This window comes from Paenisporosarcina quisquiliarum, assembly GCF_043641925.1.
Classification (GTDB): Bacteria; Bacillota; Bacilli; order Bacillales_A; family Planococcaceae; genus Paenisporosarcina; species Paenisporosarcina quisquiliarum_A.
In genome coordinates this window covers 66581-84770 of record NZ_JBHZRU010000009.1, presented here as the reverse complement: position 1 = coordinate 84770, position 18190 = coordinate 66581, and the positions used below count along the sequence as shown (strand labels likewise).

Sequence of the window (18190 nt, the reverse complement as noted above, 5' to 3'; positions counted from 1 at the left end):
ATCATCCTTTAGATGAAGTAAGCTCTAAAAACTCTTCAACATCTTGAACACATAAAGCAATTCCTTTTTCCCAGAAAGCATGTTGAGTAATATCTTCACCTAAATGTTTCATTGCTAAATCTTCAACAGACATAATGGCTGTGTCACGAAGTAAAGCAATGTATTTTTCTTCAAAACTACTTCCTTCTTCAATTGCTTTTGCATAAATACTTAAACTGAATAAATACCCAAATGTGTACGGGAAGTTGTAGAATGGAACACTTGTGATATAGAAATGCAGTTTAGACGCCCAGAAGTGTGGATGAACTTCTCCAAGTCCGTCACCAAAAGCTTCACGTTGTGCCTCTTCCATCAATTCGTTCAAGCGATTTGCTGGAACAAAGCCATTTTTGCGCTCTTCGTAAAATCTTGTTTCAAAAAGGAATCGAGCATGGATGTTCATGAAGAATGCCACACTGCGTTGAATCTTGTCCTCTAACAAGGCTAGTTTCTCATCCGCAGACTTAGCTTCTTTAACTGCAGCATCTGCCACAATCATTTCTGCAAAAGTTGAAGCTGTTTCTGCAACACCCATAGCGTATCTGCGATTCATCCAATGTACTGGGCGAAGTGCATACGAATGATAGGCATGACCAAGTTCATGCGCTAAAGTCGCTACATTAGACATCGTCCCACTATACGTCATAAATATGCGAGATTGTTCAGATAATGGCATTCCAGTACAGAATCCACCTGGGCGTTTATTCGGACGATCTTCCGCTTCAATCCATTCATCTTCAAAAGCTTTTCGTGAAAATGCTTCTAATTCCGGTCCAAATTTACCGAAGTGTTTTAAGATGAATTCAGCACCCTCTTGGAATGAAACCTTTTGAGTTGAAGCCGTAACTGGTGCGTCTAAATCATGCCAATTCATTTGGTCAGTTCCTAAAATTTCTGCTTTACGTTTAAGGTACTTAACGAAAGGTCCTTTATTCGCAGAGATCGCACCCCACATTGCATCTAATGTTTCTTGTTTCATACGGTTTGTATGTAAAGGCTCTTTTAAAACTGAATCCCAACCGCGTTTTTTATAAACAGCTAATCGGAAGCCTGCCATATGATTTAACGTCTTAGCAAAGAAATCCTCTTTTTCAGTCCAAGCATTTTCTAACGCTTCAAACGATTCTTTTCGTACAGTTGGATCTGAATGAGAACTTAAATTGCTAGCTTGACCAACTGAGAATTCTTTTTCTTCTCCATCAACAGTCACGCGAACTTTTACTTCTCCAACTAAAAGATCATACATCTGACCCCACCCGTGATAACCATCCACACCAAGCGCTGTAATCATGTCTTCTTCTTTTTCAGACAATAATTCCTTCGCTTCATCTCGCCATTCATTTAATACGAAAGAGAATTCATTTAGTTCTTTTGACTTCATTAATTCAGCCCAAACGGAATCCGCTGTTTTAGAAAGTTGTTGTTGAACGATTAGCATCGAAGAAGAAAAACGTGCACCTATTGATCCGATCTCACCTTGAAGTAATTTAGCTTGAGAATCTGTTGTATCTTGTGCTAAATAACAACCTACTACTGCCCCTGCTTGAGTTAAGTTTTCTGCAACTTGTTTAATTTCATCAATTATAGAGACAATCTTTTCTGCTTCAGAACCACTTTGGGGCACTGAAAACGAAGACAATTGCTTCTCGAATGATTCTAATTTAGTTTTAAGTGTCTCTAAATGAGCGCGAAGTTCAGGAGAACTACTTCCTCCCTTGAAAAATACATCTAAATCCCATACTTCTGCATACGTTTTTGTCGTCAATTTATTATCCCCCATGTCTTTCTAAATTTTCCGAAAATACTACGTCATTATATCATGCTTCTTCGCCTTGCGAAACATCTTCTTGGTAAGGAATATACGGTATGTCTCGATACGCACATACTTGCATAATATGCTGTATGATAGCTTTTAACACGTAAATCCTTGCATAATTTTTATCATTTCCACCAACCACTATCCATGGAGCATAGTTTGTGTGCGTTTTTTCAAGCATGTCTTGTGCTGCTTCAATGTATAAAGACCATTTCTCTCTATTTCTCCAATCTTCTTCCGTTAGTTTCCATTGTTTATAAGGATCATCTTGTCTCTCGGTAAATCGAGTTAATTGTTCTTCTTCCGTAATTTGCATCCAGCATTTGACCATAATGTACGATTCATCTGTTAATAATTTTTCAAAGTCATTTATTTCTTGATATGAACGTTGCCATTCGGCTTTTGTCGCGTATTCCTCAATTCGTTCTACTAGAACTCTTCCATACCAAGAACGGTCGAAAATACCGATTTGACCATGTTGAGGCAACTTTCTCCAAAACCGATGTAAATAATGAAATCTATTTTCATGAGGTTGAGGTGCTGCAATGGGATGAACAAATAATCCCCTTGGATCTAGTCGTTCAGTCACACGTTTTATAGCTCCGCCTTTCCCAGCAGCGTCCATTCCTTCGAAAACGATGATCAAACCCACTTTTTGGTTGAATAAATGCTGTTGAAGGTTTAACATTTCATATTGGAGTGCTTTTAATTCTTTTTTATACGCTTTTTTATTTCCATCGTAGTCCTTCATCATAATTTCACTTAACTTAAGATTCATTAGTAAGACCTCATCTCTTTTATTCTATCTTACAGAATATTTTGTTAAATTGAAATTTGTTGTTAAGATAAGATGTCGCTATACTTACTCTAGGAGGTGAATGATATGTTCCGTTATATTCTTGTCATAGTGTCACTTTTGGCAGTCATAACAACCAATGCACTAGCAAATATACTTCCTTTAAACGGTCAAACTACAGGAGAAATCTCAAATCGTTTGCCTGTACTATTTACACCGGCAGGTTATGTATTTTCAATTTGGTCCCTGATTTATTTATTGTTGATTTTTTGGGTAATCGGGCTTTGGCGTAATCGCTTTAACAAGGATGCCCTGTATGAAAGACGTTCTCTATTGTTCATCATAAGTTGCGTGTTTAATATAGCTTGGATATTCTTATGGCATTATGAATATTTCCTTTTAACTATCGTAGTTATGATCAGTTTGTTGCTTACATTAATTATTCTCTATCGTACATATCCCTTACACGATAACCGCTTGTCGAGTCGCTTACCAATCTCGATTTACCTTGGATGGATAAGTGTTGCAACCATTGCCAACATTAGCTATGTACTTACAGTCTATGAATGGAGTGGTTGGGGATTAAGTGATCCTTTATGGGCAGTAATCATGATGACAATTGGTGCTGCTTTAGCATTGCATATTCGATTTCACCATTTTGACATTGCCTATCCAGCAGTCTTCATTTGGGCATTCATTGGAATTGCCGTAAGGAATGGCTTTGAAGAGCTTTTAGTAATGACAGCTGCTCTATTTTTAAGTGCTGTCCTACTAGTCGGAATTATATTCATCCGAAAAAAATCGTCACGAGTTGAATAAAATAAATTTAGACTGCCTAGGCAGTCTTTTTTGTTGGAAACAATTGGGCTTTCGTTCATAGAATTCGATTTTGAGTGAAAGGTCATCGTATGAAAGAGCAAGGTCTCAGTTTGAACGAGCAAGATCGGCCACTGAAGTGAAAGATCCAGGAAGACGATTTTTCTCCAGTGATATAAATCATCATCAAAATTCATAGTCATTAAAAAAAGACCTTCTGCGATAAGGGCAGAAGGTCTTCACGTTAGTTATCTATTTTTGTTAATAAAATCGGCGCGTCTTTTGTCACAATAATTGTATGTTCAATTTGAGCAACAAACGATTTATCTGCTGTTAAGAAAGTCCAACCATCACCTGATTCAATAATGTGTTCAGCTTTTTCAGAAATGAAAGGCTCAACAGCTAAGACCATGCCTTCTTTTAAAATTGTTGGTTCCCATGCGTCATAATAATTTAAAATATGCTGAGGAGCTTCATGTAGAGATTTCCCTACACCGTGCCCAGTTAAATTCATAATAACGGTAAAGCCATTTTGTTTTGCTTCTCGTTCTACAGCTTTTCCGATTTGATTTAAACGTGCACCTGCTTTAACTTTTAACATCGCACGATCAAATGAACTTTCAGCTACTTTACATAGCTTTTCTTTTAATTTATCGCCTGTTCCTACAACAAACGATATACCTGTATCGGCAAAATAACCATTATAAGAACCTGACACATCAATATTAACCATGTCTCCATCTTTAATGATTCGAGAGCCTGGAATACCATGAGCAACTTCTTCGTTAACACTGATACATGTGAAACCCGGAAAATCATATTCGCCTTTAGGTCCTGAAATAGCACCTTTTTCTTCGAACATTTTGCCACCGATTTCATCAAGTTCTTTCGTAGTAATGCCTGGCTTTGTAGCAAGGCGCATGGCATCTCTAATTTCAGCAACTATACGTCCAATGGTTTTTAACGACTCAAATTCTTCTGTTGTTTTAGCAATCATGGTTACAAAATCCCTTCTACTTCTAATTTCTACTCCATACTATACCATATAAAAAGAGGCTTTCCCATGTGTCAGAATCATTCTGAACATTTGGAAAACCTCAAGAAAATGATCATATTTAAATCAAGATTTTTCGGGATTCAATAGTCTTGGTGCAGTTAAAAACAACAGTGAAGTTACAACCGCTGTTAATAAAAATACCGGGATCATATAAGTTGCATTATAAACACTTGAATAAATAAATAAATTTTGTCCTTCCTCAGCATACATGCCAAAGAAGAATATTCCTGTAATTACATGTACGATATAGCGTAAAAAAGATCCAATAAATACAGCAGTCACAATAATTGTTATTAATCTCATTTTTGTTTTGCTATTTTCACCAAAGTATTGCTTGCGCATTACCCCTGCAAATCCAACTACTGCATACGCAATTAAATAATCTAGTATTACTTGCATGACCACAAAACTAAAGGATAAAGGAGCGACTGAAATTAAGCCAGAGACTATTTGTAAAAGTCCGACTAACAGCCCCGTTAACATACCCGCGATTACGCCTCTTCTGAATGCAATTAATACACTTGGAATCATCACTAGACTCACAGAGCCACCTTGTGGCATTTTAAATGCGACAAAGTCTAATACAAATCCCAACGCTGCAAAGATTGCAATCTCTACTAATAGTAATACTCTTTTGTTTCTCATTTTTTCTTCCTCCTTTTGCGATGTACTGTAAATCGCATGTTGGGGGTGAAAAAAACCAATAAAAAAAACGAATACAGGACAGAGCCTGACATCGTTGGTGTCGGTTTCTATCCACATCCCTGCGCAAGCATTAACTTACAGGTTCTAAGGGTTAGAACATGTCATGTTCACTCTCAGCCGTTTAACGGCTCCCCTTGTGGTTCATATACATCTAATTTTGTTAGTACGGATTAATTGTACATAAATAGGGAAAGAGAATCAAGAGACTTATTCCACGTTTGTGAGGAATACAAACCGTGGATATACTTATAGTACTAAATCTAATAAGGATGTGAATTTCAGATGATTGAGTTATTAAAAAATCTAATCGCCATTAAGAGTGATACTGAAGAAGGAGCAAACGAAGCACTTCGATACTGTTCAACATGGCTAAATAGTCATGATATCGAGCATACTGTGATCGAGAATGAAGGTCGTTTAATGATTCATGCTGAAGTTGGCACAGGTCCATCTACAATTGTTTGGAACGGTCATGTCGATGTAGTTCCAGGGAAGCTTGAACAGTTTAATCCTGTTATTGATGGGGATAAATTATATGGTCGAGGGTCTGCAGATATGAAAGCAGGCGTTGCCGCAATGATGGAAGCGTTCCGCCGAATTGCATTAACACCTGAGGAATTAACACACCGTATTGCCCTTCATATAGTGACGGATGAAGAAACGGGTGGTCGTAAAACTTCTGGTCATTTAGTTGAGACAGGATATACAGGTGATTTCGTTATTTGTGGAGAACCTACGCATCTAAAACTGAGCGTTCAGTCAAAAGGAATTATTCATGTAGATCTAACGTTTAATGGGAAAGGTGCACATGGGTCACGTCCATGGGAAGGTACAAACGCCATTGAATTAGCTTATGAATTCCACGACAAATTAAAAACTCTACCTTTTTATAAAGTGAGTAACGCTTACTATGAACATCCTTCAGTTAACTTAGCAAAAATACAAGCTGGGGATCGCTACAATATGGTTCCCGACACATGCGAAGTCGCATACGATATCCGCTTTGTTCCCGGTCAAAAATGGGAAGATATTGTCCAAGAAATGACAGACTTAGCATTATCGCTAAATAAAAACACGGTTGTGAAACCTGGTGGAAAAACGCCTGCAATTGTAACGACTGAAGATAATGAATTCGTTAAAACGTTAGCTTTAGTAACTGCAGATGTGACCCAGAAAGATGCTGTCTTATTTGGTCAACATGGAGCCGCAGATACTAGGTATTACGCAAGAACTGGAGCAGGTGCAATAGAATTTGGACCTGCTGGTGACGACTGGCATGGACCTGGAGAGTATGTCCTTATTTCTTCAGTAGAACAATATGCTGATATTTTAACGAAACATGCCCTTTCTTGAAACTAAATTCTCTCTCTTCCGTATAGTATGTATCTAAGATCAGTAGGAGGATTACAAGTGGATAACAATCGAGCGTTGTCATCATTGTGTTATTTCAGCATTTTATTTGCTCCTTTTTTACTACCCATCATTATTTACTTTGTATCGGTAGATCAAGGTGTCAAATATCACGCGAAGCGATCTTTATTGTCACATTTAATACCTGTTGGTTTATTGATCATTGCGTTTATAGTATTTGCTATTGGAATGGTATCAGCTTCAACTGTGACATTTGATGGCACTAACTCAGGGTTTGGAATACTTGCTACTGGCCTCCCCTTCCTATTCATGATTGTGTATGGCATTGTTTCACTTATTGTGTTGATTTGGAACATTGTACAAGGTGTCAAAGTGCTTCAGTATGTTTGATTTTCTTCGATTTGGGGAACTCATAGTAATATAGAAACAGCCGATAGGAGCGATTCAAATGAGAATTGGTAGCTTAATAAAAACAGCCATTAAATTTGCACCAATCATACTACCTATAGCAAAAAAGGTATTAGATTCACGTAAAGGCACAAAGATGACAACGCCAAGAAAATAGCAAAAAAGCTTGAACTCAGAAATTGAGTTCAAGCCTTTTTTATGATAATGGACGTAATTCCGTTAAGACCAGTAGGTTGTTTGATAAATTAGATGATGGCAATAAAGCCGACTCGTCTTTAGCAGGTTTCGAACTGTTTTGAGTTTCCATCAACTCTTCAAATGTTAATGGATTAGCAGGAGGTATTTCAGCTGGCAGCACTTGCGCTTGACCATTAGAATACATTGCTAAAAAATGATTAGCCATTGCGCGATACCCTTCGGCATTAGGATGTACATCGGTAGGGTTAGGGATTTTGTCTTTTGCTCGATCCCCAAATGCAGCATCAACAGAAACAAACTGAACGCCTGCTTCTTTTGAAACGAGAGCCAAAATTTCATTCAGTTTGTTTAATTGTTTAGCTGTCCCAATTTTTTGCGATTCGCGAACATGAGGATAAGCAAAATAGTAACCCATGACATAAATTTCTGCATTTGGTGCACGTTTCTTTAATTCGGCTAACAGCTTCACCATATTCTCACGAGCTTTATTCAACGAATAATCTGCAGGGATTTGTTGAAAAGCGATAGAACCTGATGCTCCATCTACTTGTATTAATCGAAGAAGATCGTTAGCACCCGCGGATACCGTAATTAGATTAGCATTTTCAAGTAAAGGTTTAGCTTCTTCAGACTGAACTCTTTCTAAAACTTGTGCTGTCGTATAGCCTGGAAATGCAAGAGCCTTAGAATAAAACGCGAGTGGTTGAATGCGCGCGATTTCTTGTGCGATTAAATCGCTATAACCTGTATCAATTTCCCGATTTGGCGTTTGTCCAGCTGCCAGAGAATCCCCTAAAGCAAGATAGCTAACAGGACCATTCACAAGTGCTGAGGCTTGAATCGGTAAGTACATGAACATAACGAAAACACTTAGGGCAAAAAGAAATTTTTTCTTCATAAATGGCACCTTCTTTATTAAGCCCAATTCCCTTTGCGGAAAATTGGCTCTCTTGTTCCATCTGACAATTCTCCATCGATGTCCATTTCTGCACTACCAATCATGAAATCTTCATGAGTAATGGATGTGTTTAATCCAAGTGCTTGAAGTTGAGCTTCTTCTAAATCACGAGCACCTTCATAACAAGTTGGATATGCCTCACCAATCGCTAAATGGTTCGAAGCGTTTTCATCAAACAGGGTATTGTAGAACAATATTCCTGAAGCAGAAATCGGTGATTCATGTGGAACTAACGCAATTTCACCTAGATAAGAAGATCCTTCATCGTTTTTAATTAAACCTTGAAGTAGTTCATTTCCTACTTCTGCATGGGCCTTGATGATTTTTCCGTCTTTAAAAGTTAACGTGAAATCATCAATTAAATTTCCTTTATAAACAAAAGGTTTTGTATTTTTAACGTATCCATTTACTCCATATTTTAAAGGAGCAGTGTACACTTCTTCAGTCGGCATATTAGCGATAAAAGCTGTTTGGTTTGGTGTTCTACTTGCACCTGACAGCCATAAATGTTTGTCTGGCAACTCAACTGACAACTCAGTTCCTGGAGCAGAATAATGAATCTTTTTGTATCTTCGATCATTCAACATCGTGGCACGTAATTCTAAATCGCGAATATGAGTCTTCCATTTTGCAACAGCGGTTCCATCCCCAATTCGAACAGTTTCAAAAATAACTTCCCACAAAGCTTTTACTTGCTCATCTTTTGGCAAATCAGGGAATACTTTTTTCGCCCAAATTTCAGAAGGAATCGCAATAATGGACCAAGCAATTTTATCAGACATCACGGCTGCTCTATATTTTTCTAAAGCGCGACCTGATGTTTTTTGATAATCAGAAATTCTTTTCGCAGGAACACCTGCAAGTAAATCAGGATCTTCAGCGTCAATCCAAAGGAGAGAACCTTGCTGATCAATAAGTTCGTTACGTTGGGTAACCATCCATGCTGGAAACTCTTTCATGGCTGACTCAGGTGCTAAGTCAAAAAACGCGCGATGAATGGGACCATCTGTAAAATTCACATGAACACTTTTTGCTCCAGCTTCATACGCTTTTTTGACTATTAGGCGGGAAAATTCTAGTGTATCCGTTGTAGTATTAATTAAAACATTTTGACCAGGTTGAACATTAATTCCGACACGAACTGCTAAATCAGCATACTCTGCTAATTTTTCTTCGAATGTCATCATTTCTTTTTCCCCCTTTGCTGCAACGTTTTAGATGAACCTTCAATTAAAACGCCTCGATCCCAAACTTTTTGAACTGGCTTGGAAGGTAACTCTTTCGTCCATTTTTTGAAGTTCTTTTCATCCATATAAGATAACAAAGTTAAAATTTCACCATCTGCACCTGCACGCCCTGCACGACCTGAGCGATGTAAGTATTGTTCGATCGTATGAGGAACATCTACATGGATAACATGAGTGATTCCTTCAATATCTAAACCACGAGCTGCAACATCACTCGCGATTAAAATATTGGCTTCGCCTTTTCTAAAAGCAGTAATCGCCTGTTTGCGCTCTTCTTTTTTCATATCAGAATGCAATGCCACAACATTCGCTTCTCTGAATTTAAGTTTATTTTCTTTCATCAATAACTGATCTAAATTATTTACAAATGCTAATCCTTTTAAGCCTTCCGTATGCGCAAGTCTTCTAAGCATATCGGTCTTATCTCGCTCTTCGATTTTAACGAACGAATGAACCACTTTTCCTTGTGCCGGCAGTTCATCGTGATTTACTTGAATACGAATTGGCTCTTTCATTAAACGAGAGGCCACTAGCTCAATCTCTTCCGTAATAGTTGCAGATACAACTACAACCTGACGTTCATGATTAGCTCCTTCGATTAATGATTTAATTGTCGTTCTATGATCACGAGCTAATAACTGATCACCTTCATCTAAAACAATGTAACAAATTTCATGCAATTTTAATTTTTTAGCTTTAATTAATTCATTTAAACGACCTGGCGTACCAACTACGATTGTGGGTTTTTTCTTAAGCTTTTCAAGCTGACGTTGCATATTTGCTCCACCAATTAGTTGAGTAACCGTTATGTCTGTACCTGCAGTCCATTCGCGCAATACTTCAAGTATTTGCATTGATAATTCTTGTGAGGGAGCAACAATAAGTGCTTGTGTCGCTTGCTTAGATCCATCAACTTTTTCAAGGATTGGTAATACATACGCTAATGTTTTTCCTGAACCAGTTGGAGATTGAGCTACAACATCTTTTCCTTCTAACATGGCTGGTATCAGCTGAGTTTGAACGGGCATTTCTGTATCGAACTTCCACTTATCTTGAAGTTCTTTTTTTAATTCATTTATAAATGACATGGTCTTCTCCACCTTTACACTACATGAGCTAAGTGTATCATAAATCGCGTAAATTAGCCCTTTATGCAACTAATAATAGCTATAAAATAAAGGCTCAATTGAGCAATTATTCTATGTGCGATTATAGAAAGAGTCTTAGACTCTAGACAAATAAAAAGTGTTGATTTCCTTTGCGACGGACGCTTTCCGGTTTCGTCCCCGGAAAGCGTTGGACTGAAACGGAATTTATAGCATAGGAAAAGGGACCATCTCTATATCATTAAATGATGACATTTGAGACAGCCCCTTAACTTTTATATTGTTTCGTAACCACATAATTCAATTGCGCAATCAGCTAAAACCATCAGTGAATCGATATAAAATTCATCTAATTTCAGTTCTTTGTTTACAATAGATAGCTCAGTGCAACCCAATATAATTCGATCACAACCGAGTGCGGTCATTGTCGCGATGATTTGTTGCCATTTTGAGAAATCAACTGATTTGCCAGCCTTCACGTCATCATATATAACAGACATTACGAGTTTTTGTGTTTCTTCATTTGGAACAATCGGTTGAATGCCTACATCACGACAAGCTAACTGATACACAGAAGCAGTAAGCGTACCAGTGGTTGCTAGAATCCCAACTTTTTTTGCACCCTCAAGCTTCGCCTTTTTAGCGGTTTCTTGAATCATATGAATAACTGGTAATCCAATCCCCTTTTGAATCTCTTCATAAAAGCTATGAGCTGTGTTACATGGAACCGCAATAACTTCAGCACCAATCGATTTCAGCTTTTGACCATCTGCGATCATAACGGGAACAGGGTTTTTCTTCGATCGGTCTAAAATATACGTCGTACGATCCGGAATCGACGTGTTATTGGTAATGACCATTTGGACATGCTCTTGGTCGACAGATGCAACTGTTCGTCTAACAATCATTTCACCAAGAAGCATGGTCGCTAGCGGACCAACACCACCGATGATGCCTAATACTTTTTTCTCCATAGTTTATGACAAACCTTTGTTGTTAAAATATTTTTTATATTTGCGATAATAGTTTAAATTATTTAACGTTAATTTCACCCAACGTTTTGGACTGAAGTCTTCCGAATAATACAAGTGGTTTGTTACTTTACCTTCTTCGATTAATTGTCTTGCTTCGTCCAATAACGGACCTTCTTTTCCGTATTTGAATAAAACACCTTTCGGGATAATCATCCACAGATGCTTATCTTTCGCGTACGTTAATTGTTGAGGAATATTCAACATATGATCGTCCGCAACATACTGCATTAAATTATGTCCACTTGCCGTAACGTAATAGCTACTACGACCATTTCTTAAATTAATTTCAAATAGCTTATATTCTCCATCACGAGAATCATATTTCATATCAAAGTTAGCAAATCCGTTATAGCCAATATCTTCTAAGAAGAATCGCACTTTATCCAACAATGCTTCATCAAACGTGTTGATAATAGCTGCGTAACTACCGATTCCTTCCGGTGAATGTTCTTCTAAAATCGGATTTCCTAGTGACATTAGCTTCACTTTTCCATCTTTCCCAACATACGCATTTAACACACGCATGAACGAATCGTCACCCGGAATAAATTCTTGGATGGTCAGATTATCTTTATAAGTCGATTCATAAATTGCTTTGATAATGGCATTTTTTTCTGCTAGATCATGTGCCACAAACACTTTCTTTTTACCTGGGAACGAGCAATTCCAGTAAGCCACTGAATTAGAAGCTTTAATAATGATTGGGTATGTGAAATCCATATTGAACTCATCTTTATTCTCGAACGTACATAAAGCAGTCTTCGGATAAGAAAAGCCGTATTGCTCACAGATTTCATAAAAGTTCTCTTTTAACACAATGCGTTCCATTAAGGATTCATCAATATATGGGACTGCAAAATGAGGAAGTAATTCCTGTTTGTTTTTAATGATTAACTTAGCATAATCATCTCCGCAAGCTAGCAATAGTAACTTTTGATTTGGGTGTTCACTTGCTACTTTAATTAGAGCAGGCACAAAAACATCTTGTTCATTTAATCGAGGAATAACTTGAAAATCTAAAATTTTGCTGTCTTGTGTTGCAGATAAATTCATACGACCCAAGACAAGTGGTTTAATTCCATAAGCTTCATGAAAGGCACGTGCCATACCGTATGCATTCATATCAGAACCTAATAATATGGGTAAAAATGAATTGTTTAACGTCATCTAATATCAACTCTCTTTTCTAGAAACATAATGTATGTTCATTGTATCGTGAATGTTGGTTTTCTCCGAGCATTAACTTTTTGTTCAAATGCATAAGCCATTGAGATGAGCATTGGTTCACTCCATGCTCTTGACGAAAACGTCAATCCGAAAGGTTCCCCAACTTGGCTAAATCCTGCAGGAACTGTTATCGATGGATATCCAGCAGCTGCCCCTATGCTACAACCATGATCTTGCGGAAAGACAAGAGCATCAAGTTTTAGGTCATCTAGAGATTTACCGAGTCCAATCTCACCTGCTAAATACCGATTGTTAGTAAGCGCTTGAATATATTCTTTTTCCGTTAATGTGCCAGAAGTTAGCTCTGAGCGTTCAAGCATAATTTGACCGAATTTTAGTGTTTCATTTGGGTGAAGATTATTAAAATGGATAACGTCACTAAGAGAACGTATTGGATTAGTTGCATTTGTGTTAGCTAAATAACTGTTTAAGTCGGCTTTAAATTCAAACGTCAATACGTCATACCCTAATTCATCTTCTAGACAACCTATATCGACTGGGTCAATAATTTCGGCTCCGAGTTCTTTTAGAACAGCTAGTTGTCTTTCAAATAATCCAGCGCGTTCTGCTGACATTTCTTGATCAAAAATAGCACGGGCAACACCAATTCTTTGCCCTTGGAGTGCATTAACATCCAAACAGTCTGTCCATGTCATATCCTTAAATACGCGACTTTTTTGAGTAATTGGGTCACGTTTATCCTGGCCGACAATCGCAGTAAACAGATGAAGCGCATCTTCAACAGTGCGAGTCATAGGTCCAGCTGTATCTTGAGTATGAGACAAAGGAATGATCCCAGCACGACTCACACTACCGACTGTTGGTTTTAAACCAACTAAGCCATTTTGTGCTGCTGGATTTAATATGGAACCAGATGTCTCTGTTCCTATAGCTGCAGCAGCCAAATTAGATGCGATAGCTGAAGCAGATCCTGAACTGGACCCCCCGACATCAAAAGGACCATAGGGATTAATAACCTGTCCACCACGAGAACTAAACCCATTGGTCATTTTATCTGACATAAAGTTAGCCCACTCAGTCATATTCGCTTTGCCTAAAATAACAGCACCGGCATTTCGAAGTTTTTCAACAATGGTGGCATCATTTGTGGCATAATGCTTAGCTAGTGCCAACGAACCTGCACTAGTATGTAATTCATCGGCAGTCTCGATATTATCTTTTAACAAAATAGGTATTCCATGTAGAATGGAACGTGGCCCACTTTCTGAGCGTTCACCGTCTAAAGCTTGTGCAATTTGAAGAGCTTTTGGATTCACTTCCAGTACTGCATTTACAAGAGAATTTTTCTCTGCAATCGCTTCTAAATACATCAAAACAAGATCTTCAGAAGTCATCTCGCTAGCTTCCATTTTCTCTTGCATTTGAAATATTGTTGCTTCTTCTAACCATTCATTTGAGAGTTGTTTTCGTTTCGCTTGATTCATTTGAAAACCTCCACAATAGACTTTATTGGTTTAACATATATAGCTTGTTTTTATTATTGCTTCAAACTGAAATTATAGCATTTATTCCAACTTTACATAAGTCGTCCTTTAGACGCTATTTCAAAGAAATTTTATATTTACTTACGTAAAAAAAGCCAGAATGGCAACATGTTACGTTGCCATACTGACCTATATTTATTAGTTTGCTTTTTCCATATGCTCTTTTATTAACTCATATAATGATAGTTCATATAATTGTTTGCCTTCTACTTTAAAAACGCCTTGAGCTACCAAGTCATCTATGACAGTCATTATTTTTCCGTCCATTTTTGTTTCTTTAGGTGGGATCATGATGCAAATCTCCTTACATATTTAGTCAGTAAGTATTTACCCCACCTTATTTTTTTTAAACCAGTGACGATGCTTTTTAGGAATAAACATAAAGCAAATAAAACCAATGAATGTGCCGAGTGTATTTAACCATAAATCATCGACGTCACTACTTCTCAATTGCGTCAACTGCAACAGTTCAATCGACAATGACAATAAAAACCCTGCTCCGACTGTCAATAAAACATGTTCGAACTTTCTCCAAAGTAAGGGCAATAGGAATCCAATAGGCATAAACATAAAAATATTCCCCATAAAATTGATTAAAAAAGGCTGCCACAAATCGAGGTATTTAATCGCATTATATGTTTCCCGAAATACACGGAAGAATTCTAAATTAACAGCTTGAAAATTGCCATTAACGAACTCAATGGAACCATTGTTAAATGATATGGAAGGAATAACCGTTTGGGAAAGCAAGCCTATTAAAAAAATCAAAAAAGCGATTACGCCAATTTCGTGTAATGGTTTAGCTTTATGTTTCGATTTCTTTATTCGATAAAAGCGGTAAATTAAGATGACTGGCAACGCGATGACCATGTAGAACCACATGTCTTGGAGATAATAAATAATTGTATGCATAGGGGCTCCCTCGTTAAATCTGATAGTCTAAGTGTAATCCCTTAACGGTTCTAAGTCCAAAGGAGATTCTGGTTGAATTAATCGTGTTGTAATATGTATCCAATATATTAAAAATGGTTACTCTAGTAGATAGAGCAATGCGTTTCTTTATGGATTCTAGCAAAGTCCGATTAAAATAGAAAGACAGGAGGGGATTTAAATGAGAACCATTGGATTATTGATTGTCCTTACAATTGGCGTATATGTAACTAGCCCCTTTTGGGAAAAATACGCTGACGATTATATAGATACCTCGTTTTTAGACAAAATAGACCAACAAGTTCAAGTTGGGATTGACTATATAAAGGAACAGCCAATTTTCACGGAATCTGTTGAAACAATTCAAACAGCTATAACCGAACTACCCGCTCAATTAGTCGAAGAAAGAAATCGAATCATACCCGCTCCCATTGAACCAATTGATAAGCCAACTTTGAAAACGCCTACCGAAGGCTTATTCTCGGTTCATAATATTGAGATTGGTGCTCCGAAGGATTCTGTTATTGCAGAAATAGGCGAACCTAAACGGATTACTGCGAATGAATACGGAACATCGTGGCAAACGTACCATACCGACTATCAAAACTTTTTCATGGTTTCCTATGACCGTGAAAACAAAGTGAATGGACTATTTACCAATAATGACTTAATCGCCTCTTCACTCGGAATCAAGTTAAATTCTTCTAAAGAAGATGTCAGAAAAGCTTTGGGCAAACCCCTAACGTATATCACCAAAGGCAATACCAATTTTATTTTGAATGAAGATCAAGGCGCAGACACATTTTTAATAGAAAATGTGTACGCAACGATCTTTTACGATGTTCATGAAAACAACACAGTAACTGCCATTCAAATTCTTTCTGAAAATCTTGAAAAGAGTAAACCGTCCGTGTATGCGGCTAGCAGTAAATCCTTGCAAGAAGGTCTAGAGCTCCAGCTATTTGACCTAACTAATGCAGCAAGAGTTCATCATGGTGTGAGAGCAGTGGAATGGGATTCATTAATTCAAATAACTGCGTTTGATCACAGCGAAGATATGGCCATCAACAATTATTTTAGTCATACGAACTTAAACGGTGAATCCCCATTCGATCGTATGACGAGTGACGGCATCTCCTATAGAGTCGCAGGAGAAAACCTAGCGTATGGACAATCCAGCAGCATTTTCGCACATGAAGGATTGATGAATTCTATCGGACATCGCGAAAACTTGTTAAAACCAGATTTCTCTCTATTAGGAGTAGGAGTCGCTTTTAACAAAGAAAACCAACCCTATTATACAGAGAATTTTTATGCCAAATAATAATATAAGCTGGGACAAAACAAAAAACATCAAAATTTCTCATTGAGAATTTTTGATGTTTTTTTGCTGACGCAAAATTGATTTCCATTGCAGGGAAGCTTTCTGGGGGCACGATGCTGGTTTCAAAGATAGTTAATTATTGGACGTTTCGTCATTACTCAATTTTATGAACATAAATCTATTGTTTTTACAGACTGTTGATTGTAATGGAGGCGGCGACTCCGAGGGGATAAAGAGCTTTAGACCCTGGAGCGGATATTAGAGGAACAAAGACTAAAACCGCCACATCACGTGGCAACGTCTTTGAAACCAACATCTTGTTGGCATCCCCCGGAAAGCGTCCGCAGCAATGAAAATCAATCACTTTATGCGAAGAAAGGGATGTTACCAAAGCCATTCATGACTTTTAGAACATCTCTTTGTTTTTAATTTAAATTACTGTTTTTTAATGAAGACCACTTTCAAATAGTCGCCTTCCTTGAACTCGGAAATCGTTTTAAAATCGGTTGGCAAAGTAAACTCTTCGACAATCGTGTATTTACCACCAGATTGTTTAAACGCTTTTTCAATAAACCCTTTAAACTTCTTCATACCGAATGTACTACAATTCGACGAAGCGACAATAATCCCATTTTCTTCCGTAATGGCAATCGCTTGGACTAATAAATCGGTATAATCTTTTTCCGCACTAAACGTATGTTTCTTAGATCGTGCAAAGCTAGGTGGGTCGAGAATAACCATATCAAAAGCTAACTTTTTACGTACCGCATATTTGAAGTAATTAAAGACATCTTCAACAATAATATCTTGCGCTTCAAAATCGATGTCATTGACACTAAATTGTTCAATTGTTTTACTCTTACTTCGATTAGCTAGATCCACACTCGTTGTTTTCACTGCACCACCTAAAGCCGCTGCGACTGAAAAAGCTCCTGTATATGAGAATGTATTTAATACTGTCTTACCTTCAGCGTAAGAGTCCCGAATTGTTTTTCGGACATCTCGCTGATCAAGGAAAATACCAACCATCGCTCCGTCATTTAAGTAAACAGCAAAATTCATCCCGTTTTCTTTTACGATTAAGGGAGTTGGTGCTTCTTCTCCACTTACAAAATCATCGTCTTCAACGTACATACCTTTAGAGGCAAATCGTTTTTTCTCATACAGCCCTTTTACTTCAACTATTTCATTCAAAGCTTGAACGATTACATCTTTAAAGGAATAAATCCCTTCGCTGTACCAGCTGATAACATAATAGTCATTGAAGTAATCAATTATTAGTCCACCAATCCCGTCCCCTTCTCCATTAAAAACGCGAAAAGCAGTCGTGTTCTTGTCTTGGAAAAGGGATTCTCTATGTGTAATGGCTTCTTTTAATTTCCCTGTGAAAAAAGCTAAATTAAATTCAACATCTCGATTTTTAGTAAGAACCCATCCACGGCCTTTATTTTGCTTGCCATAGTATCCTTTACTAATGAATTTTTGTTGCTCATCCACAAGCTCGAAGACAGAGCCTTCTACTTTTAAATCTTGATAATTTTGAACGGACTCCTCAGTAACCAGAGGGTATCCATCTTTGAAATTCTTCACAAACGAAGTTTTCGCTTTAAGTTTTATTGGTTGTTGCATCGAATCACCCATTCACTAATTTCC

Annotated in this window: 17 protein-coding genes and 1 riboswitch; of the genes, 4 read left to right on the top strand and 13 right to left on the bottom strand. The window is 37.5% G+C overall.

Annotation, left to right across the window (positions count from 1 at the left end):
• Position 1: 1 nt before the first annotated feature.
• On the bottom strand, positions 2 to 1804 hold the full coding sequence (locus ACHUE4_RS08570) for a M3 family oligoendopeptidase (RefSeq protein ID WP_394188982.1): 1803 nt from the start codon (positions 1802 to 1804) through the stop codon (positions 2 to 4).
• Positions 1805 to 1856: 52 nt separating this feature from the next.
• On the bottom strand, positions 1857 to 2633 hold the full coding sequence (locus tag ACHUE4_RS08565; RefSeq protein WP_394188980.1) for a polyphosphate kinase 2 family protein: 777 nt from the start codon (positions 2631 to 2633) through the stop codon (positions 1857 to 1859).
• Positions 2634 to 2738: 105 nt separating this feature from the next.
• On the opposite strand from ACHUE4_RS08565, the gene ACHUE4_RS08560 reads away from it, so the two are divergent.
• Positions 2739 to 3470 carry a tryptophan-rich sensory protein gene (locus ACHUE4_RS08560; protein ID WP_394188978.1) on the top strand — a complete coding sequence of 244 codons (732 nt, stop codon included), beginning with the start codon at positions 2739 to 2741 and terminating at the stop codon, positions 3468 to 3470.
• A 241-nt stretch (positions 3471 to 3711) separates the two neighbouring features.
• Here the strand turns inward: ACHUE4_RS08560 and map are convergent, their stop codons facing one another.
• Both map and thiT read right to left on the bottom strand, forming a co-directional pair.
• Positions 3712 to 4464 (bottom strand): type I methionyl aminopeptidase, encoded by a 753-nt coding sequence (map, locus tag ACHUE4_RS08555; protein ID WP_394188976.1) that lies wholly within the window; start codon positions 4462 to 4464, stop codon positions 3712 to 3714.
• Positions 4465 to 4587: 123 nt separating this feature from the next.
• On the bottom strand, positions 4588 to 5169 hold the full coding sequence (gene thiT / locus ACHUE4_RS08550; protein ID WP_394188974.1) for an energy-coupled thiamine transporter ThiT: 582 nt from the start codon (positions 5167 to 5169) through the stop codon (positions 4588 to 4590).
• Positions 5170 to 5268: 99 nt separating this feature from the next.
• Positions 5269 to 5374, bottom strand: a riboswitch (TPP riboswitch).
• A gap of 137 nt (positions 5375 to 5511) precedes the next feature.
• Between thiT and ACHUE4_RS08545 the strand changes: the two genes are divergently transcribed.
• The gene (locus tag ACHUE4_RS08545) at positions 5512 to 6582 is read left to right on the top strand and encodes a M20 family metallopeptidase (protein WP_394188972.1); all 1071 of its coding nucleotides are present in this window, start codon (positions 5512 to 5514) and stop codon (positions 6580 to 6582) included.
• Between the two features lie 57 nt (positions 6583 to 6639).
• Positions 6640 to 6990, top strand: a complete 351-nt coding sequence (locus tag ACHUE4_RS08540) for a magnetosome magnetite crystal formation protein family (RefSeq protein WP_394188970.1) — start codon at positions 6640 to 6642, stop codon at positions 6988 to 6990.
• Positions 6991 to 7204: 214 nt separating this feature from the next.
• Here the strand turns inward: ACHUE4_RS08540 and ACHUE4_RS08535 are convergent, their stop codons facing one another.
• From ACHUE4_RS08535 to ACHUE4_RS08500, 8 genes are all read right to left on the bottom strand, one after another.
• Entirely contained in the window at positions 7205 to 8104 is a 900-nt protein-coding gene (locus ACHUE4_RS08535) for an SGNH/GDSL hydrolase family protein (RefSeq protein WP_394188968.1), read from the bottom strand.
• 17 nt (positions 8105 to 8121) lie between these two features.
• Positions 8122 to 9348 carry an aminopeptidase gene (locus tag ACHUE4_RS08530; RefSeq protein WP_394189100.1) on the bottom strand — a complete coding sequence of 409 codons (1227 nt, stop codon included), beginning with the start codon at positions 9346 to 9348 and terminating at the stop codon, positions 8122 to 8124.
• On the bottom strand, positions 9348 to 10499 hold the full coding sequence (locus ACHUE4_RS08525) for a DEAD/DEAH box helicase (RefSeq protein WP_394188966.1): 1152 nt from the start codon (positions 10497 to 10499) through the stop codon (positions 9348 to 9350). The genes ACHUE4_RS08530 and ACHUE4_RS08525 overlap by 1 nt, the downstream gene beginning before the upstream one ends.
• A gap of 293 nt (positions 10500 to 10792) precedes the next feature.
• Entirely contained in the window at positions 10793 to 11491 is a 699-nt protein-coding gene (gene cuyB / locus ACHUE4_RS08520) for a cysteate racemase (RefSeq protein WP_394188964.1), read from the bottom strand.
• Positions 11492 to 11494: 3 nt separating this feature from the next.
• Positions 11495 to 12718, bottom strand: a complete 1224-nt coding sequence (locus tag ACHUE4_RS08515) for a carboxylate--amine ligase (protein ID WP_394188962.1) — start codon at positions 12716 to 12718, stop codon at positions 11495 to 11497.
• Positions 12719 to 12756: 38 nt separating this feature from the next.
• A complete protein-coding gene (locus ACHUE4_RS08510; RefSeq protein WP_394188960.1) occupies positions 12757 to 14223 on the bottom strand; it encodes an amidase family protein in 1467 nt (488 codons plus the stop codon).
• A 198-nt stretch (positions 14224 to 14421) separates the two neighbouring features.
• Positions 14422 to 14550 (bottom strand): Fur-regulated basic protein FbpA, encoded by a 129-nt coding sequence (locus tag ACHUE4_RS08505; protein WP_394189098.1) that lies wholly within the window; start codon positions 14548 to 14550, stop codon positions 14422 to 14424.
• A gap of 60 nt (positions 14551 to 14610) precedes the next feature.
• Complete coding sequence (locus ACHUE4_RS08500) at positions 14611 to 15195, bottom strand: VanZ family protein (protein WP_394188958.1); 585 nt, start codon at positions 15193 to 15195, stop codon at positions 14611 to 14613.
• 199 nt (positions 15196 to 15394) lie between these two features.
• Here ACHUE4_RS08500 and ACHUE4_RS08495 point away from each other — a divergent pair, with 199 nt between their 5' ends.
• Positions 15395 to 16537, top strand: a complete 1143-nt coding sequence (locus tag ACHUE4_RS08495) for a CAP domain-containing protein (protein WP_394188956.1) — start codon at positions 15395 to 15397, stop codon at positions 16535 to 16537.
• Between the two features lie 435 nt (positions 16538 to 16972).
• Here the strand turns inward: ACHUE4_RS08495 and ACHUE4_RS08490 are convergent, their stop codons facing one another.
• Entirely contained in the window at positions 16973 to 18166 is a 1194-nt protein-coding gene (locus ACHUE4_RS08490; protein WP_394189096.1) for a class I SAM-dependent rRNA methyltransferase, read from the bottom strand.
• Positions 18167 to 18190 lie beyond the last annotated feature (24 nt).

What these genes read in the sequence shown, in the direction of transcription:
- ACHUE4_RS08565 (WP_394188980.1), bottom strand. Translation starts at nt 2,633, where the DNA reads ATGAATCTTAAGTTAAGTGAAATTATGATGAAGGACTACGATGGAAAT.
- ACHUE4_RS08560 (WP_394188978.1), top strand. Translation starts at nt 2,739, where the DNA reads ATGTTCCGTTATATTCTTGTCATAGTGTCACTTTTGGCAGTCATAACA.
- map (WP_394188976.1), bottom strand. Translation starts at nt 4,464, where the DNA reads ATGATTGCTAAAACAACAGAAGAATTTGAGTCGTTAAAAACCATTGGA.
- thiT (WP_394188974.1), bottom strand. Translation starts at nt 5,169, where the DNA reads ATGAGAAACAAAAGAGTATTACTATTAGTAGAGATTGCAATCTTTGCA.
- ACHUE4_RS08545 (WP_394188972.1), top strand. Translation starts at nt 5,512, where the DNA reads ATGATTGAGTTATTAAAAAATCTAATCGCCATTAAGAGTGATACTGAA.
- ACHUE4_RS08535 (WP_394188968.1), bottom strand. Translation starts at nt 8,104, where the DNA reads ATGAAGAAAAAATTTCTTTTTGCCCTAAGTGTTTTCGTTATGTTCATG.
- ACHUE4_RS08530 (WP_394189100.1), bottom strand. Translation starts at nt 9,348, where the DNA reads ATGACATTCGAAGAAAAATTAGCAGAGTATGCTGATTTAGCAGTTCGT.
- ACHUE4_RS08525 (WP_394188966.1), bottom strand. Translation starts at nt 10,499, where the DNA reads ATGTCATTTATAAATGAATTAAAAAAAGAACTTCAAGATAAGTGGAAG.
- cuyB (WP_394188964.1), bottom strand. Translation starts at nt 11,491, where the DNA reads ATGGAGAAAAAAGTATTAGGCATCATCGGTGGTGTTGGTCCGCTAGCG.
- ACHUE4_RS08515 (WP_394188962.1), bottom strand. Translation starts at nt 12,718, where the DNA reads ATGACGTTAAACAATTCATTTTTACCCATATTATTAGGTTCTGATATG.
- ACHUE4_RS08510 (WP_394188960.1), bottom strand. Translation starts at nt 14,223, where the DNA reads ATGAATCAAGCGAAACGAAAACAACTCTCAAATGAATGGTTAGAAGAA.
- ACHUE4_RS08505 (WP_394189098.1), bottom strand. Translation starts at nt 14,550, where the DNA reads ATGGACGGAAAAATAATGACTGTCATAGATGACTTGGTAGCTCAAGGC.
- ACHUE4_RS08500 (WP_394188958.1), bottom strand. Translation starts at nt 15,195, where the DNA reads ATGCATACAATTATTTATTATCTCCAAGACATGTGGTTCTACATGGTC.
- ACHUE4_RS08495 (WP_394188956.1), top strand. Translation starts at nt 15,395, where the DNA reads ATGAGAACCATTGGATTATTGATTGTCCTTACAATTGGCGTATATGTA.
- ACHUE4_RS08490 (WP_394189096.1), bottom strand. Translation starts at nt 18,166, where the DNA reads ATGCAACAACCAATAAAACTTAAAGCGAAAACTTCGTTTGTGAAGAAT.